Annotated in this window: 29 protein-coding genes and 1 tRNA gene; 6 read left to right on the forward strand and 24 right to left on the reverse strand. The window is 37.1% G+C overall.

Annotated elements, in window-relative coordinates; all coding sequences use genetic code 11:
• Positions 1-132: 132 nt before the first annotated feature.
• Positions 133-411 (forward strand): HU family DNA-binding protein, encoded by a 279-nt coding sequence (locus G498_RS0100465; RefSeq protein ID WP_026979330.1) that lies wholly within the window; start codon positions 133-135, stop codon positions 409-411.
• 146 nt (positions 412-557) lie between these two features.
• Positions 558-1118: a YqgE/AlgH family protein gene (locus tag G498_RS0100470; protein WP_026979331.1), complete on the forward strand. Its 561-nt coding sequence runs from the start codon at positions 558-560 to the stop codon at positions 1116-1118.
• Here G498_RS0100470 and G498_RS0100475 read toward each other — a convergent pair.
• Positions 1115-1954 (reverse strand): aminotransferase class IV, encoded by an 840-nt coding sequence (locus G498_RS0100475; RefSeq protein WP_026979332.1) that lies wholly within the window; start codon positions 1952-1954, stop codon positions 1115-1117. The two genes, G498_RS0100470 and G498_RS0100475, sit on opposite strands and share 4 nt — an antisense overlap.
• Before the next feature lie 52 nt (positions 1955-2006).
• Positions 2007-2399: an START-like domain-containing protein gene (locus tag G498_RS0100480; RefSeq protein WP_026979333.1), complete on the reverse strand. Its 393-nt coding sequence runs from the start codon at positions 2397-2399 to the stop codon at positions 2007-2009.
• Positions 2400-2560: 161 nt separating this feature from the next.
• On the opposite strand from G498_RS0100480, the gene G498_RS0100485 reads away from it, so the two are divergent.
• The 4 genes from G498_RS0100485 to G498_RS0100500 all read left to right on the forward strand — a co-directional run bounded on the left by G498_RS0100485 (position 2561) and on the right by G498_RS0100500 (position 5151).
• Positions 2561-2634 (forward strand) — tRNA-Met (locus tag G498_RS0100485).
• Positions 2635-2690: 56 nt separating this feature from the next.
• Positions 2691-3920, forward strand: coding sequence for a tyrosine-type recombinase/integrase (locus G498_RS0100490; RefSeq protein ID WP_026979334.1), 1230 nt, complete (start codon positions 2691-2693; stop codon positions 3918-3920).
• A gap of 240 nt (positions 3921-4160) precedes the next feature.
• Complete coding sequence (locus G498_RS0100495; protein ID WP_026979335.1) at positions 4161-4637, forward strand: hypothetical protein; 477 nt, start codon at positions 4161-4163, stop codon at positions 4635-4637.
• A gap of 1 nt (position 4638) precedes the next feature.
• Positions 4639-5151 carry a hypothetical protein gene (locus G498_RS0100500; protein WP_131387682.1) on the forward strand — a complete coding sequence of 171 codons (513 nt, stop codon included), beginning with the start codon at positions 4639-4641 and terminating at the stop codon, positions 5149-5151.
• Between the two features lie 42 nt (positions 5152-5193).
• Here G498_RS0100500 and G498_RS0100505 read toward each other — a convergent pair whose 3' ends face one another.
• The 22 genes from G498_RS0100505 to G498_RS0100610 all read right to left on the reverse strand — a co-directional run bounded on the left by G498_RS0100505 (position 5194) and on the right by G498_RS0100610 (position 19837).
• Positions 5194-5469: a hypothetical protein gene (locus tag G498_RS0100505; protein WP_026979337.1), complete on the reverse strand. Its 276-nt coding sequence runs from the start codon at positions 5467-5469 to the stop codon at positions 5194-5196.
• A 63-nt stretch (positions 5470-5532) separates the two neighbouring features.
• Positions 5533-5688 (reverse strand): hypothetical protein, encoded by a 156-nt coding sequence (locus G498_RS15870; RefSeq protein WP_154656434.1) that lies wholly within the window; start codon positions 5686-5688, stop codon positions 5533-5535.
• 23 nt (positions 5689-5711) lie between these two features.
• The gene (locus tag G498_RS15260; RefSeq protein WP_051269587.1) at positions 5712-8942 is read right to left on the reverse strand and encodes a zincin-like metallopeptidase domain-containing protein; all 3231 of its coding nucleotides are present in this window, start codon (positions 8940-8942) and stop codon (positions 5712-5714) included.
• 20 nt (positions 8943-8962) lie between these two features.
• The gene (locus tag G498_RS0100520) at positions 8963-9436 is read right to left on the reverse strand and encodes a hypothetical protein (protein WP_026979338.1); all 474 of its coding nucleotides are present in this window, start codon (positions 9434-9436) and stop codon (positions 8963-8965) included.
• 3 nt (positions 9437-9439) lie between these two features.
• On the reverse strand, positions 9440-10030 hold the full coding sequence (locus G498_RS0100525; RefSeq protein WP_026979339.1) for a peptidoglycan-binding domain-containing protein: 591 nt from the start codon (positions 10028-10030) through the stop codon (positions 9440-9442).
• A gap of 1 nt (position 10031) precedes the next feature.
• Positions 10032-10457: a M23 family metallopeptidase gene (locus G498_RS14480; RefSeq protein ID WP_161625322.1), complete on the reverse strand. Its 426-nt coding sequence runs from the start codon at positions 10455-10457 to the stop codon at positions 10032-10034.
• Positions 10458-10518: 61 nt separating this feature from the next.
• Complete coding sequence (locus tag G498_RS0100535; protein WP_035744337.1) at positions 10519-11091, reverse strand: hypothetical protein; 573 nt, start codon at positions 11089-11091, stop codon at positions 10519-10521.
• A gap of 1 nt (position 11092) precedes the next feature.
• Entirely contained in the window at positions 11093-11332 is a 240-nt protein-coding gene (locus G498_RS0100540; RefSeq protein WP_026979341.1) for a hypothetical protein, read from the reverse strand.
• A 3-nt stretch (positions 11333-11335) separates the two neighbouring features.
• Entirely contained in the window at positions 11336-11716 is a 381-nt protein-coding gene (locus tag G498_RS0100545) for a hypothetical protein (RefSeq protein ID WP_026979342.1), read from the reverse strand.
• A gap of 63 nt (positions 11717-11779) precedes the next feature.
• Positions 11780-12256, reverse strand: a complete 477-nt coding sequence (locus G498_RS15265; RefSeq protein WP_051269593.1) for a hypothetical protein — start codon at positions 12254-12256, stop codon at positions 11780-11782.
• Between the two features lie 100 nt (positions 12257-12356).
• Complete coding sequence (locus G498_RS0100555) at positions 12357-12734, reverse strand: carboxypeptidase-like regulatory domain-containing protein (protein ID WP_026979343.1); 378 nt, start codon at positions 12732-12734, stop codon at positions 12357-12359.
• A gap of 3 nt (positions 12735-12737) precedes the next feature.
• A complete protein-coding gene (locus G498_RS0100560) occupies positions 12738-13181 on the reverse strand; it encodes a hypothetical protein (RefSeq protein ID WP_026979344.1) in 444 nt (147 codons plus the stop codon).
• Positions 13182-13191: 10 nt separating this feature from the next.
• Positions 13192-13677 (reverse strand): hypothetical protein, encoded by a 486-nt coding sequence (locus G498_RS0100565; protein WP_026979345.1) that lies wholly within the window; start codon positions 13675-13677, stop codon positions 13192-13194.
• A 3-nt stretch (positions 13678-13680) separates the two neighbouring features.
• Positions 13681-13869: a hypothetical protein gene (locus G498_RS0100570; protein WP_026979346.1), complete on the reverse strand. Its 189-nt coding sequence runs from the start codon at positions 13867-13869 to the stop codon at positions 13681-13683.
• Positions 13862-14731: a hypothetical protein gene (locus G498_RS0100575; protein WP_026979347.1), complete on the reverse strand. Its 870-nt coding sequence runs from the start codon at positions 14729-14731 to the stop codon at positions 13862-13864. Before G498_RS0100575 ends, G498_RS0100570 begins: the two co-directional genes overlap by 8 nt.
• 15 nt (positions 14732-14746) lie before the next feature.
• Positions 14747-15019: a hypothetical protein gene (locus tag G498_RS0100580; RefSeq protein ID WP_026979348.1), complete on the reverse strand. Its 273-nt coding sequence runs from the start codon at positions 15017-15019 to the stop codon at positions 14747-14749.
• Complete coding sequence (locus tag G498_RS0100585) at positions 15010-15378, reverse strand: hypothetical protein (protein WP_026979349.1); 369 nt, start codon at positions 15376-15378, stop codon at positions 15010-15012. The genes G498_RS0100580 and G498_RS0100585 overlap by 10 nt, the downstream gene beginning before the upstream one ends.
• 79 nt (positions 15379-15457) lie before the next feature.
• Complete coding sequence (locus tag G498_RS0100590) at positions 15458-16045, reverse strand: hypothetical protein (RefSeq protein WP_026979350.1); 588 nt, start codon at positions 16043-16045, stop codon at positions 15458-15460.
• Positions 16046-16100: 55 nt separating this feature from the next.
• Complete coding sequence (locus G498_RS0100595; RefSeq protein WP_026979351.1) at positions 16101-16553, reverse strand: hypothetical protein; 453 nt, start codon at positions 16551-16553, stop codon at positions 16101-16103.
• Between the two features lie 35 nt (positions 16554-16588).
• Positions 16589-17185 (reverse strand): NPXTG-anchored protein, encoded by a 597-nt coding sequence (locus tag G498_RS0100600; protein WP_117616524.1) that lies wholly within the window; start codon positions 17183-17185, stop codon positions 16589-16591.
• Positions 17185-18156, reverse strand: coding sequence for a hypothetical protein (locus tag G498_RS0100605; protein ID WP_131387684.1), 972 nt, complete (start codon positions 18154-18156; stop codon positions 17185-17187). The genes G498_RS0100600 and G498_RS0100605 overlap by 1 nt, the downstream gene beginning before the upstream one ends.
• Positions 18146-19837: a hypothetical protein gene (locus G498_RS0100610; protein ID WP_026979354.1), complete on the reverse strand. Its 1692-nt coding sequence runs from the start codon at positions 19835-19837 to the stop codon at positions 18146-18148. Before G498_RS0100610 ends, G498_RS0100605 begins: the two co-directional genes overlap by 11 nt.
• Positions 19838-20054: the final 217 nt, after the last annotated feature.

Consider the following 20054-nt stretch of genomic DNA (forward strand, 5'->3'; position numbering starts at 1 on the left):
ACAAACGGCTTAAGTTATCAACAATTTGCGTGTTTTTTTTGTAAAAAACTGAAAAACACTTGTGTAATTGGGAAATTCATATAAATTTGTAGGACATTAATTAATTAATCAATCTATTAATAACTATTTATTATGAACAAATCAGAATTAATCGATGCAATCGCTGCAGACGCAGGTATTACTAAAGCAGCTGCTAAATTAGCTTTAGAGTCTTTCTTGAAAAACGTAGAAGGAACTTTGAAAAAAGGCGGAAGAGTATCTTTAGTAGGTTTCGGATCTTGGTCAGTATCTAAAAGAGCTGCAAGAGAAGGAAGAAACCCTCAGACTGGAAAAACTATCAAAATTGCTGCTAAAAATGTAGTAAAATTCAAAGCAGGAGCTGAATTGGAAGGTTCTGTAAACAAAAAATAGTTTTACACTTACAATATGAACCCCGATTAAATCGGGGTTTTTTTTTGCCTTTTAACGATTTTATTTTGAGCCGATTTATTTTTTTTGTTAATTTTAATTAGATCTTTTAAGAGGATTGTTAAGTATTAACCAAAAACCTACGAAAGATGATATCAGTTAAACCTAAAAAAGGAAATCTTCTCATTGCCGAACCTTCTATTATTGGCGACCTTTCTTTCAACCGGTCTGTAGTATTGCTGGCAGACCACAATACGGAAGGCTCAGTAGGTTTTATCATGAACAAACCGCTTCGATACACCATCCACGATCTGATTCCGGAAATCAACGCAAATTTCCGCATTTATAACGGCGGTCCGGTCGAACAGGACAACTTGTATTTCATCCACAATATTCCGGAACTCATCCCGAACAGCATTGAAATATCCAGCGGCATCTATTGGGGAGGCGATTTCGAATACACCAAAGACCTCATCAATCAGGGGAAAATCAAAAAAAATAACATCCGATTCTTTTTAGGCTACACCGGCTGGGATTCCCATCAACTGGAAGACGAACTGGAAGAAAACTCCTGGATTGTTTCCAAAAACAGCTACGCCAATAAAATAATCGGAAAATCAGCCACTCATTTCTGGAAAGAAAAAATCATGGAACAAGGCGGCGATTATCTGATATGGTCGAACGCGCCGGAAAATCCAATCCTGAATTAAACCAATCGAATTTGTACGTTAAGTTTCTTCACTAATTCGGAGGCCAAATCGGTCTTGTATTCTTTTTTGCGGTATTTGGTAATCGGCTGAATGCCTTTAATAACATTGGTTATAAAAAGTTCGTCTGCTTTCTGCAGATCGAAAGGCGAAATGGACTGCTCTGCCACTTCTAAGTTTTCCATTTTTCGCGCTATTGCCAAAATCTGCTTGCGCATGATTCCGTTCAGACAACCGTCAGATAACGGCGGTGTAATCAGTTTATTCCCGGTGAGCATAAAAAGATTGCCTTGCAATGCTTCTGCAATATTTTTAACCTCATTCATCACCAAACAGTTCTGATATCCGTTTTCCTCCGCAAAAATACTACCGGTTATCTGAACCAGACGGTTGTTGCTTTTCAGGGTTGACAACAATTGTGCAGTTATGTAAAAATCTTTAAAAAGCTCCACTTCATACGGCTGATTCTCAAAAGAATACATCGCGTTTTCAAGAAATTCAGCAACCGCCACAAATTCAATATCATTGGTTTCAGGAAGGTAAAAACCACCGGCTTTACGAAAAACGGAAAAACGAACTCGGGCAGAACTTTCAATGGCTTGCACTTTCACCAAGCCCAAAATCTGGCTTTCAAAATATTCCATGGTAAAATGCATCGGGATTTCCATTCGGACAATTCGCAGGGAAGCCATCAGTCTGAAATAATGATCCTCAAGAAACAACACCTTACCATCCAGCACTTTGATTGTTTCAAAAATTGAATCTCCGAACAAAAAACCTCTGTTTCCCTGTATCTCTGCTCCTGTTTGTGTCACAAGAGTCCCGTTGTAATTAACCATAAAAAAAGCCCTGAATAAATTCAGGGCAAATATAACCTTTATAAATTTAAAATTAAACGGATCCTATGACATGTTTTAAATCGGAAATCTGGTTTTCCCAAAGCTGTTTGGCCTCATCAAGATCATCCTCTTCGGCGAAATCCACCACCATTAGCGAAACGTCTTTGGTGATTTCGTCTTCTAATATTCGCAATTCAAAATAATATTCGGCATCTTTATTTTCTTCGTCCACCCAGCGAAATTTTACTTTTTCACCGGTTTTCTTAGAAGCCAGACGCGCTTTTTCTTCTGAATCGTTCCAGACAAATGTGAAAAATTCTCCGCGGGAATTTACATTGTCTGCAAACCATTCCTGCAATCCCGAAGGTGTAGATATATACTGATATAGTAGCTGAGGCGATGACATAATGGGGAACTCTAATTCGTATCTAACTTTACCTTCCATGTTTCATTTATAAATTTTCGGAAATATATAGTATTTACTGAAATAAACAAAGAAAATCGAAAAAAAATGAAAAAAAATATTTTTTGAAAAATATGTTTGGAAGCTATGATTTTAGTTTTATATTTGCACCCGCATTCAGCAAGGATGTAAGACCAACAAATGGCGAGGTAGCTCAGTTGGTTAGAGCGCAGGATTCATAACCCTGAGGTCACGGGTTCAACTCCCGTCTTCGCTACAAATTACAAGTACAGCAATCAAGCGGTTTAAGAGAGATTTTAAACCGCTTTTTTAATGTCTAAAATCACAAAAGTAGTACGCAACGCGTACGATAACGCGTACGATTTGAGCAATAAGAAAAAATACTCAATTCCAAAGATTTACAACGCTTCAGGCGATATAACCAAGCGTTGGTACGTGTATTTTTCCTTTAGAAATCCCCAAACCGGAAAAATGGAACGTCAACCGTCCATTGATACCGGGGTTATGCGATACAAAACGCTTTCCGGAAGAAACAAGGCTATAAAGATGCTGCGTGATACCGTTGAAGATATTTTAAAAAACGGCTTTAATCCCTACGAAGAAACTGAACTAATCGACGAAGTAAAAAAATATTCTACTGTAGAGGCGATTGATTTTGTACTGGAATTAACTAAATCCAAATTTTCCGCATCACATTATAGTGATTTTAATAGCCGATTGCAGCAATTTAAAAAGTGGCTGATAAAAAACGGATGGGAATTTCGACATATTACTTCAGTAAATAGAATTGCAATTGCCAAATATCTAAATGAAGTAATGAAGGCCACCAGTGCAACCAATCGAAATAACACCCGGATTGCGTTGTCTTCCTTTTATTCCAATTTAGTAAACAACAATATTGTAGAAGCTAATTTGGTTTCGGACATTCCTGTAGAGAAAGCAAAGGCAAAACGAAACAAGACCTTTAATAGTAGTCAGGAAGAAGCGATCGAGGAAAAAGTAGTTGCTTATCCGGTACTCGGTCTATTTATTAAATTCATATCCTACAACTTTTTAAGACCTGTCGAAGTATGCCGTATTACTATAGGTGATATTGATCTAAAACAAAAACGAGTAACGCTGCAAACAAAAACCGGCATCAAAACAAAAATCATCCCGGATATTCTTTTTGAAGAATTGCCGGACATGAAAGGATTGCCATCAGATATGTTACTTTTTAACCGTGACAAATTATGCGGGTATTGGCCGGCCAAAGAAGAAAACCGTCGTCAATATTATTCGGATTTGTTTTTTGAAGTAAAAACCGCGCTTGGATTAAGTAAAGACTACACTATTTATTCTTTTCGACATACCTTTATCACAAAACTTTACCGGGAATTCCGAAAGGAACTTACACCTTTTGAAGCTGAAAGCCATTTGATGCTAATTACCGGACACGCTTCTCATGATGCATTAAAGAAGTATTTGCGCGATATTGATGCGGAACTTCCGGAAGATTATTCGGAGCGTATCAAAAAGGCCTTGAGCAGTTCAAAACAGTAACAAATTAGCAACTTGGTACACTTATTGTTGCTAGCAATAAAGCAAAAACATGTAATAAGATAACTTAAATAAGCGTTATTTTTTTATACCTTTATCTTGGATATCGTTTCTGAATATATATATTTGCGCAATTAATACGGAAAAGCTGTAGAAATATTTTAAAAAAAATTGTAACTTTATTTCCGTAATTGACTCATTCATCACTATTTACACAAATAAGTTTTAAATATTTCTTTACTTATGATACTTGAAAAAAGAAATACTTCACCTCAGTCTACACAGGACGACTGGTTTGCTACTATGATTAATGCAATTAAAGTAGACCAATTAACCTATAAGACCGATACGATGCACCCTGAAAAAAGAGAAATGTACGCTAATTTCATTGAGAATAATTATTTGGAAGCAGCCAAACAAGGACGTAAAATGACTTCAACGGTTATTATTCCTCACATGTTACAGTTATATTTTTCTACATTGTCAGATAAAATCAAAGATTTGAAAAAAATCGCGTTTGATATGTCTGATACAAAAATCTTAGTTTGGGCTGAAATCGCACAAGACGACGAAGCGACTGAAGATGCACTTATCATGACTGAGGCTAAAATCAACGGAGAATACTCCGAGATAGGTTTTAGACTTCTAACCACTATAGTTGAGGATTGCGACGAATTAGAAATCCCTCAGAATTACATCATCGTTAATACCGAGGAATAAATTGGCAACTTTTACGGATCACATTTTACAAGGTAAGTCAAACCTGGCTTTTCTGAGCAATATAAATAGAGATGTAAACGGGTATTGGGATTGGCAAGTTACCACATGTTTTTATGTAGCTTGTCACTTTATGTCTGCTCATGTAGTAAATAAAACAAACAAAAATTATCTATCCCATACAAGCGTAAGCGACGTAATCAACCCTACCAGAGTTCTTTCAGTAGGAAAAATAGACGAGGCGACCTATTTATCATACACCAAGCTTTATCAATTATCAAGAAGATCAAGGTATTTAATTAATGAGAAAGTGGCTCAAAACAAAGGTGGTGCGCCACAACCGGACATACAGCCTTGCAATTTAACTTATTCTACTCATTTTAGAAAAGCCGTTAGTCATCTTGAGGTTGTTATGAATTTCATGGCAAAAGAATATGCGTTGACCTTTTCAAAAACAGACTTAAAGTGTGTAGATTTAAACGGGATGGCGTTTAATTATTTCAATGTTTTAGCATAATTCACTACAATAACATAAAAAAACCGCTAAAAAGCGGTTTTTTCATTGCCCAAAATACCGGTTGTAAAAATAATCATCCATTCTAATTCGCTCTAAAATCCTTTCCTGATAACGATTTACATAAGTTATGGCAAACTTTCTTTTATCAGCGAAGTAATCAATGTTGAAATGCAGAGAATTTGAAACCGGAATACCACACTTTAAAAACCATTCATCGAAATGGCCTTTAAACTGGTTTATCCAAAATTCGTGGTACTCCTGTTCTTCCGGGGTTAGTTCCCGATCGGTTTTTATTGTTATGTCTAAATCCACTGTCATACTGCAAAAATAAAAAATCCCGGCCTTAATCGGGATTCTCTTAACATAACTAACCTAAAAAAATTACTTCTTCTTACCTCTTGAAGTGCTTTTCTTCTTTTCAACTTTCACAACGCCGCCACCCGCTACATATTTGTAACCTTTTTTAAGGTGTGTTCCGCAGCTTGTTAGTGCTTCTTTCTTGGAAACTCTTTTTCCTGTTGTCTGTTTTTTCGCCATGGTTTTTGTGGTTTAAATGGTTATTATTGATTTATAGTTTCAGTTTCGAATTCTTCTTCTACCCTATCCATTTTTCCCGAATAGATATTGTACTTTAATTGGTCCAAAGGAATTTTTGTGTATCGATTCTTATTTGGGTACACGTAACTTTTGCGATAGTCAGGAAATTTCTCTACAAACAAGATAATGTCGCCATCAAATTGACTGGTTGAACCGCCTCTCATCTTTCCGTCAGAGGTTTGTTGATAGATAAACAAAAATGTTTTCCCGTCGTATTTTTTTCGAAAATCCTGATCGAGCGAAAGTCTTGAGTTTATTTCAAGCATCTTTTGCCATGAATCGGTCATAATGATATCAAAATCCTTAACGGCTTCATGTATGGTATTGATGCCTTTCGGTAGTTCACTATCAACGGAAATTCTTTCAAAATTAGCCGGATCGATATACTCTGCAATTTTATCTTTAAAAACCTTGCTTTCCACGTGTTCTTCAAGTGAAAAAATTTTTACACTGTAATTATAAGCATAAGCGTTTGCAAACTGTAAAAGTGTACGCGTTTTTCCGCCACCTTGCGGTGATGAAAGCGTAATAACAACACTTTCCTTTGGCTTAATCTCAACATCCCCCAAAAATGCCCCAACATCCCCAGGTATTTGATACAATTCATTCACTTCGTCGTTTGCCATCAAGTAACCGAGTGTTTTGTGCTTTGGAGCGATCTCAGAAATTACTTCAGCGGTTACCGAAGTCGTAACTGGAAGTACCTTTTTTACTTGTGCAACTGGAGCCTGTTCGTTTGAATGAACTTCAATTGGGCTGGATATTGTTTCTGTCTTTACAATTACCGGCGTATCAATATATATTGTTTCTACAGCAGGTGCGGCCATTCCTTTTTCGAATAACTCTAATTGAGGTGAAGAATCACTATTTATATGTTTTTTTTGAGAATCAAATCCTGAAAGGATTCTTTCAAGATATTCTAATCTAAATGTATTAAGTTGACGTTGCCAAGCTTTATTTTTTGGCGACCATTTAAACGCATATCCGGCTCCTTTCAATTTGGAACGAAGTTCTGCATCCGGTATGGTATCAAAATAAATTTTAATCCGATTTTCAGAATAATCTAACTCTACATAACCACCATTGAAATCATATTTTTTTTCAATTGTGGTATCCTTATCTTTTTTTACAAGTCTTTCCTCGGTTTCAATTCTAGCCTTTATACGTCTAATTTCAGCGGCATTATTTGTTGTCCCCATTGAAAGCCACATCACACGCTTTTCTCTTTCTCCTAACTGAGTGATACCGATAATATCCTTATCAGAAAAACCAATTTCGGCCAATGCTTTTTTATATAAGTCGAGAACAACATCAAAATCAGAATGCTTTTTTGTTATAGCGCGTAATTGCTTGTTGGCTTCATTTGCTCTTTTCTGGAACGTTTCAAGTTTTGAAAGTTTTTCTTTTAACAATAAAAGGGCATTATCGCTACCTGATTTAATTGGTTTTTCACTTTCCGGAGTAACTAAGTCATTAAGCTTCTTTTCTCCGTATTCCAAATACTTTATAAAATCATTCAAATTACTGTCAATAGCCCGGCTTTTCTTTTCCATTCTTGAAACTGGAAATTTAGCAGGACCAGCGATCATGGTAGAATAAAATCCATGGCGTGAAGTAAGATACTTTAGAAAACGGTTTAAAAATCCTGTTTGAAGTTTAGAAAATAATTCTGTAAACTCAATTTCTTTACCTGCTTCTTTGGCTTTTGGAAAGAACTTATCATACAATTCTTTTAGAGCCTCAAAGTATCTGTTTTTTTCCATTTCTGCCCTTTTTTCAGGACTGAATGAAGTGCCCGTATGCGCTCTGTAAGCGGTTTCATAAGGAATGTCATCTTTACTGAATGGATATTCCGCTTTTTTTGTTTTTGGTTTTGAAACAAACTTTGTCTTTTTACCGTAATTAGATGGTGATTTCTTTACACGATTTGGTTTTTCAGATTCAAAATTATGCTTTAAATACAGAGGATTGCCATTTTCATCAAACTGCAATATGTAATCAGCAATTTTTTGAGCTGCAGCACCCGCTTTTATAAGAAATCTGTTATCATCTTTCATTTGGGTTAAGGCTTCATTCCATCCTTTTAAATATGCAGCATGATTTTTATTGGTGTAAAAAATTATGCCGGCCTGTGAGGACAAAAAAACCGCGCCAAACTCCGCCACTAATTCCTCGAAAGCATATTCCTTTCTATCGTAAATATCTGGGTTTCTGTTTAACCTGTTAGGCAATAATGTACTATGGGATAGTTCATGAAAGGCCGTTCTGTAATAATCCTGTGAACTCTCGAAACTCTGAAATTCAGGCAATTGAATTACATCGTTTTCAGGGTCAAAATATGCTCGTATCCCACCATGATTAATAGTTGGTTGCGGTTTTGGATAATTACTAATGATTAAGTCTGCAGCTTCAATAGGTTGATTTTTACCTTTAGCGATAACTTCATTTTTAATTTTACCAGCTAAATTGAAATTGTCTAAATCAAAATCAATACCGTCAATATCTGAACCGTTAAAAACATTGTAATAACGTATTGCGTAAAACGATTCGGTTACTTCTTTTGTTTCTCCTGTTTCTTTACCAAATTCATCCTTAACTTTTTTGGTTACCTCTTTTTCATACTTTGTGTAGTAAATCACTTCCTGTCCTTCGCTTCCCTTTCTAACAGTTCCGCCAAGTTCCTTCACTTGTTTAAAAGTTAAGTAATAAGGATTCGGAATAGGATCGAAAAAACCACCTAAAATCAACTGATTTACACCTTTATACGGTTTTTTTGATTCAAAATTATAAGCAATTAAATAACCCTTGGTTTCCCATTTTCTCTTATAATCTTTTTTATTAACTTTCTTAATTTGATTAAGAACTTTATCCGTAATCATTTGGTAAATTTCTTCCGGTGAAATAGCCTTGCCTAAACCCAAATTATCTTCATCAGAGGTGGCGAATGCTTCTTCAAATTCTAAATACTGATAATCCGGAATTGATAAACCGATAGGCTTAATGCTGTCGGAAATAGGATCGTCGATTTCTATATCAAAATTATCCGCATCCGGAAATGACAAAAGTAAGTTTGAAATTCGCGATTCAATTTCCTTATTGTTTTCCTTTTTGGCAGAATTTTTAAGAGATACTAAATAGGCACGATTCACAGTACGCCCATGCAGCCCATTGAATTTGGATATTAGTTTTGACATTGGTTTGGTGGTTAAATGGTTTATAATTGTAGCGGCTGTTCTAAAACATACGTTTCGCCCAAGGCATCTACAATCACTTCAAGCTTAATATTCTTGAAGTCGGTTTCATTTTCAAATGTAGTAATTTGGCTTAACATTTGCAAAAGAGGTGATGAAACTAAAATTTTATTAACCACTATGGAAGAATAAGCCGGTATTTGGATCTCAGTAATATTACTGTTAGCTTCCCCGACATACGCGCCATTCATCCAAACCTTAATTTTCCTTAGCTTTATCAATCCGGCCGTAAACACTTCGAAATCGATATCCGTACGATTATAAAATCTCACGGCTAAATCAAAAAGAACATTGGTCCCATTTAGCCTGATATTGGAAAGTCCTTCGACTTTAAAATCCATTTGCTCAATTACTTTGGTATAATCGTTCTTCTTTTTGAAAGCAAAAAGAGTGGTGGCCAAGGCAGCAATGCCTACAACTTTTATAACTGTTTTCATAGTCTATATTTTTGCTACATCTGTAGATTTGACAAAATATAAATGTTTGGAACCTAAAAGACCGGTGTATTCAACTAAATACCATGTTTTGGTATCATTGTGCGATTTTACAATTCCAATCTCCTTACCGTAATCGTGATAGTATAAAATTTTATAATCGGAATAATACGATCCATCGGCTTTTTGGATAGCGGTAAAAATTGGCGTTCCGGTCTTTAAATCAGCCATTACACGGCTACCAATAGCAATCGAATTTTGATTGATATTTGGCAGGGTGGCAAACTGATTAAGAGTTGTTTGCACAACGCCTTTTTTGGCCAACAAAGCAGCTTCAGTTTGTGATCCGAAAATACCATCTGAAGAAATTCCTAACAACGTTTGCAATTTCTTGGTTTCCGCACCATTTATGCCTTTTTTAAGCAACTTGTTACCATCCAAAACAACCGGCGTAGGTTGCTGCGGGGTCGGGGTTGGAATTTGGTTAGGGATTTCCTGTACAACCATTTCATTACTACCTCGAGTGGCAAAATATATTCCGATTGCCGCCAAAGCACCGATGCCAACAATCATTATTTTTTTTTCGTTTGGTTTCATCTTAAAGCAAAGTATCAGGGTTAATCAATTCTAATGTTTTTGCATTTCTCACTTCTATATGCACATGATTAGTCATACTGGAAGAATATTTACTGGCAATGTTTTGCGCTCTTCCAATAACCTGACCTTGTTTTACTTTTGCGTTCTGAAGAACAGTTGGCGTTAAGTAAAAGATTTTTACATGGTAATCGGAGTTTTTTATTTCGATACCGGTCCAGCGCAAATCATCGCCATACGGATAAGGGAAACGAGTTACCGTTCCCGAAATAGGCGAAATAATTTGTTGCCCGGGAATTGCTTTTATATCCAGTCCGTTATGAGTTCTGTTTCCGCGAGTTGCCCCATAAGAACCACAGCCCCAATCCTGATCGCAACCACGTTTTACATTATCGACGGTAATTTTTGCAAATGATTTTGTTGATGCCATGAAATAAAGAATCGTTGCGATGCCAATTATCGCAAGTGGTTTTTTATATTTTGATAATTCATTACTCATTTTCTTTATCCGGGAAAATTTTGCTTAACACAAAATATCGAAGTATCACCGACAAAATCACAATGAGTAGCCAAAACCACCATTGAAAGTAAATTGGCACAATTACCTTATTTGTTTTGCTGGTGTTGGCTTCTTTTTTTTCTGTTTCTCGAACCTTTACATTGTTGATGATGTTGTTTTTCTTTTCCTGTTTATTTTCCACCGGTTTACTTTCGGTTGTGATTCTCAACCCTTTTTTGGTAGATGAAATTCTAACTTTAGTGTGACCGTTGTTGATTTCATTTTCAAAAATTGGGTTGTCCGTTCGTGTGGTATCGTAAGGGTAGAAATTATCCGAAAAGACCGGAACGGTCTTTTCGATTTTCAAATCTGATGTTTTGATAATCAAAGAACTGTCTTTAACAATTTCTTTCACCTCTATTTTAGAGGTTTCAACGGTTGTTTTTTTGCTTCTGCAACTAGCGGTTAAAAAAAGTAATCCTAGTATCATAGCAAACCAAAAAATATACCCTAATGCAAGGTATTTTCTTGTTTCTTCGTCGTTATTTTGGTTCAGATGTAGCATATTATTTTTTTGTACAGTTATTACATTTCATCATTTGCGCCTCTAATTGGCTGCGTAAACTGTCAATTTCAGCTTGCATTTTCTGCATTTTCAAATCAGTATCAGCAACCATCCGGTCGTACACTTTTTGCATGCCTTCAAATGCGTTTACCTGACGTTCTTTTCTGGCGGCCCAAAATGTTATAACCCCAGTACCCCCAAAAAGAGCTGTAACGATGTTTATTATGATTTCAGTTTGCATATTTTAGCCTTTTATTATGATGTCTTTTGGATAATCAGATCTTTTCATAGTTATCCTGAATTCGGTTTGATATAATATACCATCGGCCGAGGTCTGGACCCTTATTTCGTTTTCATTAAGACGTTGTATTGAAGTAGCTTTCCCTTTATCCGGTTGAGAAATTGAAACCCCTGTTTTATTGTCTAAAAACTTATTACTATAAAAAGGGTCATAAATTAAATAGTCTGAAGGACCACTATATTTTGCTCTTACTTCAAATGGAAAATCGTTCTTTAAAAAATAAATTGTTGGGTCTTTGTCATCAATTTGTGAGATTAACCCAATAATTTCCATCAAATAAGATTCATTTTCCGGAAATACTATTTTTTTTACTACTCCTATCATTTTTGTTTGGTGTTAAGTACATAAACCCTAAAACCGTTATAGCTGCAAAAGCTAAAACCGGAATTATGATGTTACTTTTTTTTTTGGAAGTGCAATCCCTAAAATGGCAATGGCTTGATAATAGTCTGCATCAACAATCATTTTAGAATAACCACTTTTACCGTTGTAGTGATCGTTCTCAACGAAAATAATTGCCTTACAAATCGCAATGAGATTTTCCTGTGTTAGTTCAGGAATAACTGAAAAACCAACATTAGCAATTACAGAAGCAATGTAAGCGGTTGTATTGTTTTCAAATGCTGGTGCGAATTCTGTAATTAGTGCTTTTACACTTGTTTTCCCTTTATTCACATCGTTTATAATGTCGCGCATCAAAGCACGTATTCCATAACGTAACTCGATGAATTGTTCAAATTTTCCATCGGTGTTTACTGCTACTTCTCCATTCCACGGAATAGAAGTTTTTACGAGATTTCCCGGATTATTGTTTCGGAATCCCCGCGGCAAGTCTGTACGTCCTAAAAATGATTTGAATGCCATGATTTTCTGTTTTTAAAGTAATTGTTACAATCGGGATGAAACTCCCGATTGCACAATTCACACGCGAACACAAATAACACTACTCGAGAAGCAGTCTTGTTTATAATTTTGCCTTTACTGTTTTAGGCTTATCGTCTTTATTTGATGCAAATACCGCCACTAATGCGCCAACAATGGCGCTCCCAATTACAATTGGAACCCATGGAATTTTCGTTTTTTTCGTATTGGCAGTAATCCCTATTTCTTCAATGACTTGATTATTCAATAGAACTACAGTTGCAGGTGCGGTTGTAGCTTTAATTTCCTGTGGTTTATAACCTACATAAGAAATCACAACAGGATCACCCAAATTAACGTTAACCGAAAACTGCCCAAACTCATTAGCTGTCTGACCAGTAATCATATTGTATTTTGGATAAACAGAAGCAAACGGAAGCGGGTTTCCTGCGGTGTCCAATACTTGTCCTGAAAATATCATAGCTTATAAATAATTAGGGAATCGTTTTCTTAAAGTTTCATAGTCCGAAGTACTTAACTCGTTTTTAAGCCATACTTTCAATGGCTCGAGTGGTAAATCGGTAAAGGGATTAAAGCTGTGGTTTGTACCGGTAGTACTGTTGTAACTACGCTTTCCAAACTTTTGCGATACTTGGTAATACTGCGGCTCGGAAAGACCAGCAAGAGCGTTGAAAATTTCATCTTCATCCGTTCCTATCATAACCATCGCTGTATAAAGCCTTTCGGCTATTACAGACGGGTTAAAAACTGTTTGCCCGGGATTGGTAACTCCACCGTTTCCGGTTGGATCATAAATACCTCCGTTGCCAGGTGTAGAACTTTGTGGCCTGAAAATGAAATAGGCTGCTATACCAATTCCTAAAGCTGCCACACCATAAATGGCTAATTTTTTATTTTGCTCTGTCATGCTGCTTTTTTTAAAAAAATGAGTTTCCGATTAAGAAGCGTAACTGTGCTTTTTCACTTTCGCTAAACTGGTTTTGAATCCATTCAACCAAAGTGCCTTCATCCTTATTTATGAACGGTATATTCGTTGCAGATTTGCGGATACCGAAAGCATTGTAAAGCATTATGAAACCGTTATAGTTTAATCCTGCTATTTGCTGTTTGACAATTTCAAAACCATTTCCAATACCAAACATGGCCGTGTAGATGGCTTCGGCTCTCGCTTCGGCCTGTGCCTGACTAATGTTTGATTTTGGGTATGCGTTATTATAATCCCAACGAACAAACCTATTACTAACGAGATACCAAGTAAGCCCGATAAGTCCAAGAGCAGCAACCCATTTGGCAACCATAGGAATTGCTTCCATAGATTTGTCAAGGGCTTTTTGACCTGCTGATGTACTGGCAACAGCCGCAACGGCCGCCGGATTTCCTAAACCTCTGTTAGTCTTTTTCATGTATTACAAGAATGTTTTTAGTGTTTTAAACTTGATCGGGTCCGATAAATACTTTCTAGCTTTATCGCTGTCGGCCAATGATGCAAGGTTTTTTAATTCCTGTGTGGTAAGCGATTGGACCTTTTCCAATGCTTTTTCACGCTCCATCAAATCGATGCCGTCTTTTCCTTGAATGGTAATCTGCTTATTCATTCGGATTGGATATTAAAGCGTTCAACTTATTTACAAAATTTGGGTTACTCATGTATGCGATAATAGAACCGAGGTAATTAACCTGGTCATCGGAACAATTCTCAATGATGTACTCCACAAACGTTTTTTTGGTTTCTGAAATGTTTGCCGCTCCTAATCCGGATGCAGCTACTTGTGGTACACTTCCTTTTCTGGCTTCCATGACCATCCCTACCATGTCCGGGGCTTTTTCCATTAAGTTTTGAAATGCCTGAGAATCAAAAAACGATTTGTTTTCCATTTTGGCCGCTAAAACAGCCATGTCCTTTTGTGCTTCAGCAATGGAAAGTTTTGTCTGCAACTCTCGTTTATCAATTTCAAGCGTACGATTTTCTGCGCGTAACCCTTTGACTATTTCTTTTAATTCTTCCTTATCGGAAATCACATCATCCAGTTTGTCTGCTTTACGCATCATCGCAAATGCATCGGCCGCTGATAATCCAAAAGGCATTCCCATACCGGGTACTGCCGGCATTACTTGTGGATTGTGTTGAACCGGTTGAGCATTTTGTGATACCGTTTGCTCCACAACTGGTGTGGCTTGAATTGGTTCAGGGGCTTTTACAATTACCTTAAAAGCAGGACCTGCTTTTTCGTGTGTTGCTCCTTTTTGTCGGCGGCGTTCTACAATGACATGTGCATCTGTAGTAATGCTGCCAAGCAAAAATTTTATGTAAGCTGCCAAATCTTCATTCGGGATATCGCTTAGATAAATGTCTTTTTTTCCCAACGGTTGTTCAATTTCGCCTGCCATGTTGGTTAAGCGAATGAAATTGCCGGGATTATCTTTTAAAAACTGAATGGTTTCAAGTAAATTACTCATGTTGCGTGTGTGAGTTTAACATCCTTCTTTTTCTTCAAGTCGTACGAAATGACAGTACAATAATTTACTTTGTGCTGAAGTTCCGGTAAACTGAATTGAAATAGCATTGGTAAGGATTACGTTCGGGCAATCCATGTAAAAAGTGTCGCCACTTTCCAAAATCCGGCCATCGACCATAACAGGGCTTGTGCCAACATTTTGAAAAGTTGGATTAATCATTCCATTTAAAGAAAATGATTGCTCGCTTCGTTTGATAATCTCTTTACCTAAAATCCCTTTTAAGAACATGATGCGCTTTCGGGTTTAAGTACTACAAATAGAACCTGGGCTTTTACTTCATTTGATCTTGAATTCGCAAAGGCTTGCAATTCAACAGAAAGCAATCTGCCGCCGTCAATATCCACCGGACGTAAAGACTGTACAAAGTTTCCGCCTGCTTTTGGCTCTGAAAAACGATAATCGGAAGGACTTAAAACTTCATTTCCATTTTGTTTAACACAAAGGTTAATGATTTCATTATCAGTATTTCCGACAACTACTGCACCAATGGCAATGATTTTCCCATCAGGAATTTTAATATCTTCAATTGCCAACGCTGAACTGTCAGACAATGTGATGTTTACCGCTCTATGTTCGAATTTATTCATATTGAATAGTTTTAAAAAAAGCCCTGCCATGTTTGACAGGGCTTTTTAAGGTTGGTTTGTGTGGTAAATGGTCGTAGTATTAAGCTGCCTTTTTAGTAGTCTGCAAGCCGTTTAGTCTTAAATAAACGTAGTGTTTTGCAGCTCCATCTAAAGTAACACCGTCAGGAAAAATTAATTTGATTTGGATAGTCTGATCGTCTAATAAATATCGCAACGATTTTAACTGGCGGTACTCGTCCGAAATGTTGTTACCGGTTTCGATATTACAGATGTCCCTAACCGGCAAACGCAATACTTCACGACCGATTTGAGTTATGACAAGTGTAGCATTTTGCAACTCTTTCGGTGCAGCTGTGTTGTAGGATAATTGAGTTACTTTACCACTAGCGGCATCAGTAGCATATCCTAAGGAAATGTTATCGAAAATAAATGCTCTCCCGGATTGAAGTGTGTTTTTATCAAACGTACAAAGTCCGTCGATTCTGTTATCGGAAGCTAACAATAAGGAGATTTCTCCACCGCCTCCGATTTCTTTTTTCAACTCCAGCGTTTGATCGTCTAAAGTTATTGTGCCTGATTTAATGTCAGCTTGTAACTGTGCTGAAAGCTTTCCGGTAATTCCCATCAGGAAAGCCATTACGATTGTAAAAAATGGTAAATTGTTCATCTTACTTTTTCTGTTTTAATGATTTTCTTTTGTTAAAATTTCAGTTTTGTTGAGATTAAACCCCCGTAAAGGCGATTTCTTCAGGTTGGTACACCGGAGCCCAATTGATTGGGTTTCCTAGTCTTGCCAAAGCAGTAGAATTTACAACTGGAGGCGTTTGTACTGCGCCTGCGGTAGGATGTCCTACAACTGCATTAATAAATTGGTTTAACTTGCTTGAGTTGTCCTTTGGAGCAACATTTGTAGTTAACTGATCCGTAACGAAATCAGTTCCCTGTTTGATGGCCATACCAACAAGCGATGCTTGTACGGCTGTACCTGCTGTGGTTTTTGCTTCTACCGATGCTGCGCCTAATAATGCTACTGCCGCCACTGCTAATTTTTTGTATTTCGCTGTGCTGTCAGGCATTAAAGCCACTAGACCGTCTGAAACTTTTGCACCAACAACACCAGCGCCAACTGCTACAGCGGCGGTTCCAATTGTCTTAGAATTAGGTGATTTAAACATGGTTTTTAAGTGGTTTAATGGTTAAAAAATTATTTTTAGTTATTCTTGTTTTTCTTTCTTGCTAAAAACAGGAGTAATCCTGCCAAAGCTATACCCCCGATAATGATACCGCCGGAACCCGTGTTAGTTGGTTCAATTACTTTAATCGTACTTTCTGCTGATGGAGCGGGCTGTACTGTAGTAGTTGTAACCGGTGATTCATTTAAAGGATATTGTGGAACAGTTCCATTAGTCACAAATCTGAAATTGTCACAATCCACAGATACTTCATTTAGAACATTTATCGGGTCGTACTTAAATTGTGATGTACTAACACGAACGGTAAACTTTTCGATTGGCTGATTTGACTCTGCTACAAAACTCAAAATTTTATCTTCAAATGGCTTTAGCAACTCGTTTACTTTGCTGATTTGCATTGCATGAGCATTTGGTTTGAAACCGTTAGGATTTGTAAGAACGTAGGCTTTGTAGGCACACATTTTTGAAACTCTGTAATTGATGGCATCCAAAGGAAATTCGCCAGAAAGCAGATAGTTTGTTGATCCGAATACACGTTCGTAATACGGTTCAAACTCGTACCGAAACCACGAATCGTAAGGGTTAGAATCTTCAAAATTTATTAATTCTGTCATTATTTCCCTTTTTTAGTGGTTTTAGCTTTTTTACCGGAATTTGCAATCAAAACACCTCCAATGACGATGCCTCCTAAAATCAATAATCCTGCTCCGGATCCCGAACCTGCCTTAGGCTCATTTGGCAATGTTGTGCTACTTGTAATTACTTGCATTTGTGCTGCCGTAGGGGTTAAAACTGCCGTAGTTGGAACGATACCGCCATTTGCTACTTTGTACAATTCAGCCATTGCACTCATAGTAGGCACAACAAATGGTTTAAAATCCATTCCTGTTGTATTTACTTTAGTGGATTCAGTTGTTAATAAAACTTCTGCTTCCATGACAATATCATTGACTACTTTTTCTACATAATCAAAGAATTCCGTTACTCCGTTGAATTGTTCTTTATTGGCGTTAACCGAAAATCCGTTTGGATTTGTAGTTAAATAGGCCTTGAACAAAGACATTTTTGAAATAGCTCTATTAATAATTTGCAATTGCTGATCCAGTGTAACGCCCTGGGCAAAAACTGCATTTAGTTCATTCAAAACCTGATTGTAAAATGGTGAAAAGTAATTGGTAGCCCATTCGACAACCTGTGCATTTTCTGCATCGGTTAAGGTATAATCACGCATGACCGAAGCAGTACGACAAAAAGCACTATTAGGATTATCTTGCCCGGCAAGTGTTTTGCATTGTGAACCATCGATGATATCCATAACTTCAGAAACCAATACTCCAATAGTACCAGCATACTTCGCATTTCTTTTTACCCATCCCCAAGCATCGCTAAACCATCCGTTTAATGCTTCCGGGCAATTTAAAGCCGGCCCCATCGTGGTTGGAGTACCGCCATAAGGGCATTCCCCGGCGTGGCTTGTGTAAGTAGTTCGAGAACCGTCTGGGTTTCTACGAACACAAATATTATTTGCTTGTACTAATCCAAGACCATAATTTTCTATATCGTAAGTGTAAGCGTTACTTTGCATTTGGTTTTGATTTTTTTGATGATTGATAAATTGACCATCCGGCCCATGCTACTATTGCACCAATAACTAATCCTGTACCTGCATTTTGTGGTTTTGGTTTTGGGGTATTTGGATTTCCGGTATAGGCTCCTGTTGAAGCATCATACGTTCCACTTTGACTTGTTGTACCATTTGTCGTTGGAGTTACAATTTGTTCGGCAGTACGAATAACAGTAGTTAAAGTACTTAACAACGTTTGAGGTGTAAGCAAATTAATATTTGCATTTGCATCTAATACCGGTTGTGTAATCTCAAACTTAGGTATTGACATTCCGGGCTTAAGCGCATAGTCGAAATATGGAATTCCAAATATTAAAAAGTCGGTGTCATAGGAAATCCATTCATCAAAAAACGCATTAATTACCGGAAATGGTGATGGTGCCGTTTTTAAAGTCTGATCAATAGGATCCGGTCCGTAATATTTTGTGTTCGTTTCACCAACAACTTGTGGAAAACCATAATATTTGGTTCCATTTGGTGTGGCAGTAAAATACTGATCCAACCAAATTTTTAAGGCTTTTGTGGCGGTATATCTGTAAAAATTAAATGCTTCGTGAACCGCTTTTAAATTTGATGCCGAACATGAATTCCAATCTTTGTCTGCTCTTTTATATCCGGCTATTGAGGCATTCCATGTGGCATCACCAATGAACTGATTTACGTAAAAAGACAATGTACTCATGTCATTATCAATAACCGCTTGATTGATTTTATCCAAATAACCAAAAAGACGTTGGCTTAGAGTAGAAATATCTTTTTCGGCAATTGATTTATTGTAGGCTGTTCCTCCAATACAATCAATGTTTTTACTAAACAATGTTTTAATGTCGGACCATTGAAAACTTTTAATACTGTCTAGGCCTCCATTCAAACCAAAAGGTTTATAAATTGGCAACGTGTATAGCTCGTTCAAATCATAACCGTATGCGTACGGATTCCCTAAACTGCCACTACCACCACAATTGCAAGTTTGCCCCGGACACGCTAAACCGCCATACATATCTAAAGTGTACGGGTTTTGTTGCGCTGTAACCGCAGGCGAACCTAACATAACGTGTTTTAATACTTTTGTCATATCGTAATCGTATTTTTCGACGAAACTGACTTCTCTGTTATTGTGTGTTGTGGCATCTACTACCAAGGTTTGTGAACCGTTTGGAACAACCACGTAAACGTGCGACCAGACCAATTCACCGGTAACCGGATGAACAAACCCTTTTTGCTTTACCTTTCTAAATGCGTGTGGAATTTTTAAAAGGCTTAAAAGCGATGATGCAAGCGTGCTGAACGTTTTACAATCAAATCCAATCTTTCGGTAATACACGGCTGCCGATGGTTTGTACAAATGCTGTAAGGTTGTTTCGTCCAGTTTGTACTGAAAATGATTGTACAACCATTTGTAAATATTATCAACCGTTTCAGTGAGCGTATTCCCTTTTAATAATGGCGCAACCTTAACCAATTGATGTGCTGTTTTTTCAACACAATTTGCCATAAAAACGAGTGTGTCGTCTGTATCGCTGTACTGGTTTGGCGCTTCAAAATCGTACTGACTTCCCTCGTATGCCGGAATTAAATCGACCCATTTGTCAAATGGTTTTAATTCTCTGCGGAGTAGTCTGTTTACGGTTGCTGCATCCATTATTATAAGAACTTCTTTTTTTTGAGAGTTAATCGGGAGCCGGTTACCGTGTTTTTGTCCTACCACGTCCGAGCTCCCAAAATGATTAACTCTAGCCTTTGGATTAAAATCGTTTCATAACTAAATTTTTAAGACCGAGTGAAAGAAGTTGATAGCAAATGTAGGTTTGAAAAAAAGTTGCTTGTCAGGATTTGCAAGCATTCGCGAGGTTTCGCAA

Origin of the sequence: Flavobacterium suncheonense GH29-5 = DSM 17707, from assembly GCF_000430025.1 — a bacterium.
GTDB classification, from domain to species: Bacteria; Bacteroidota; Bacteroidia; order Flavobacteriales; family Flavobacteriaceae; genus Flavobacterium; species Flavobacterium suncheonense.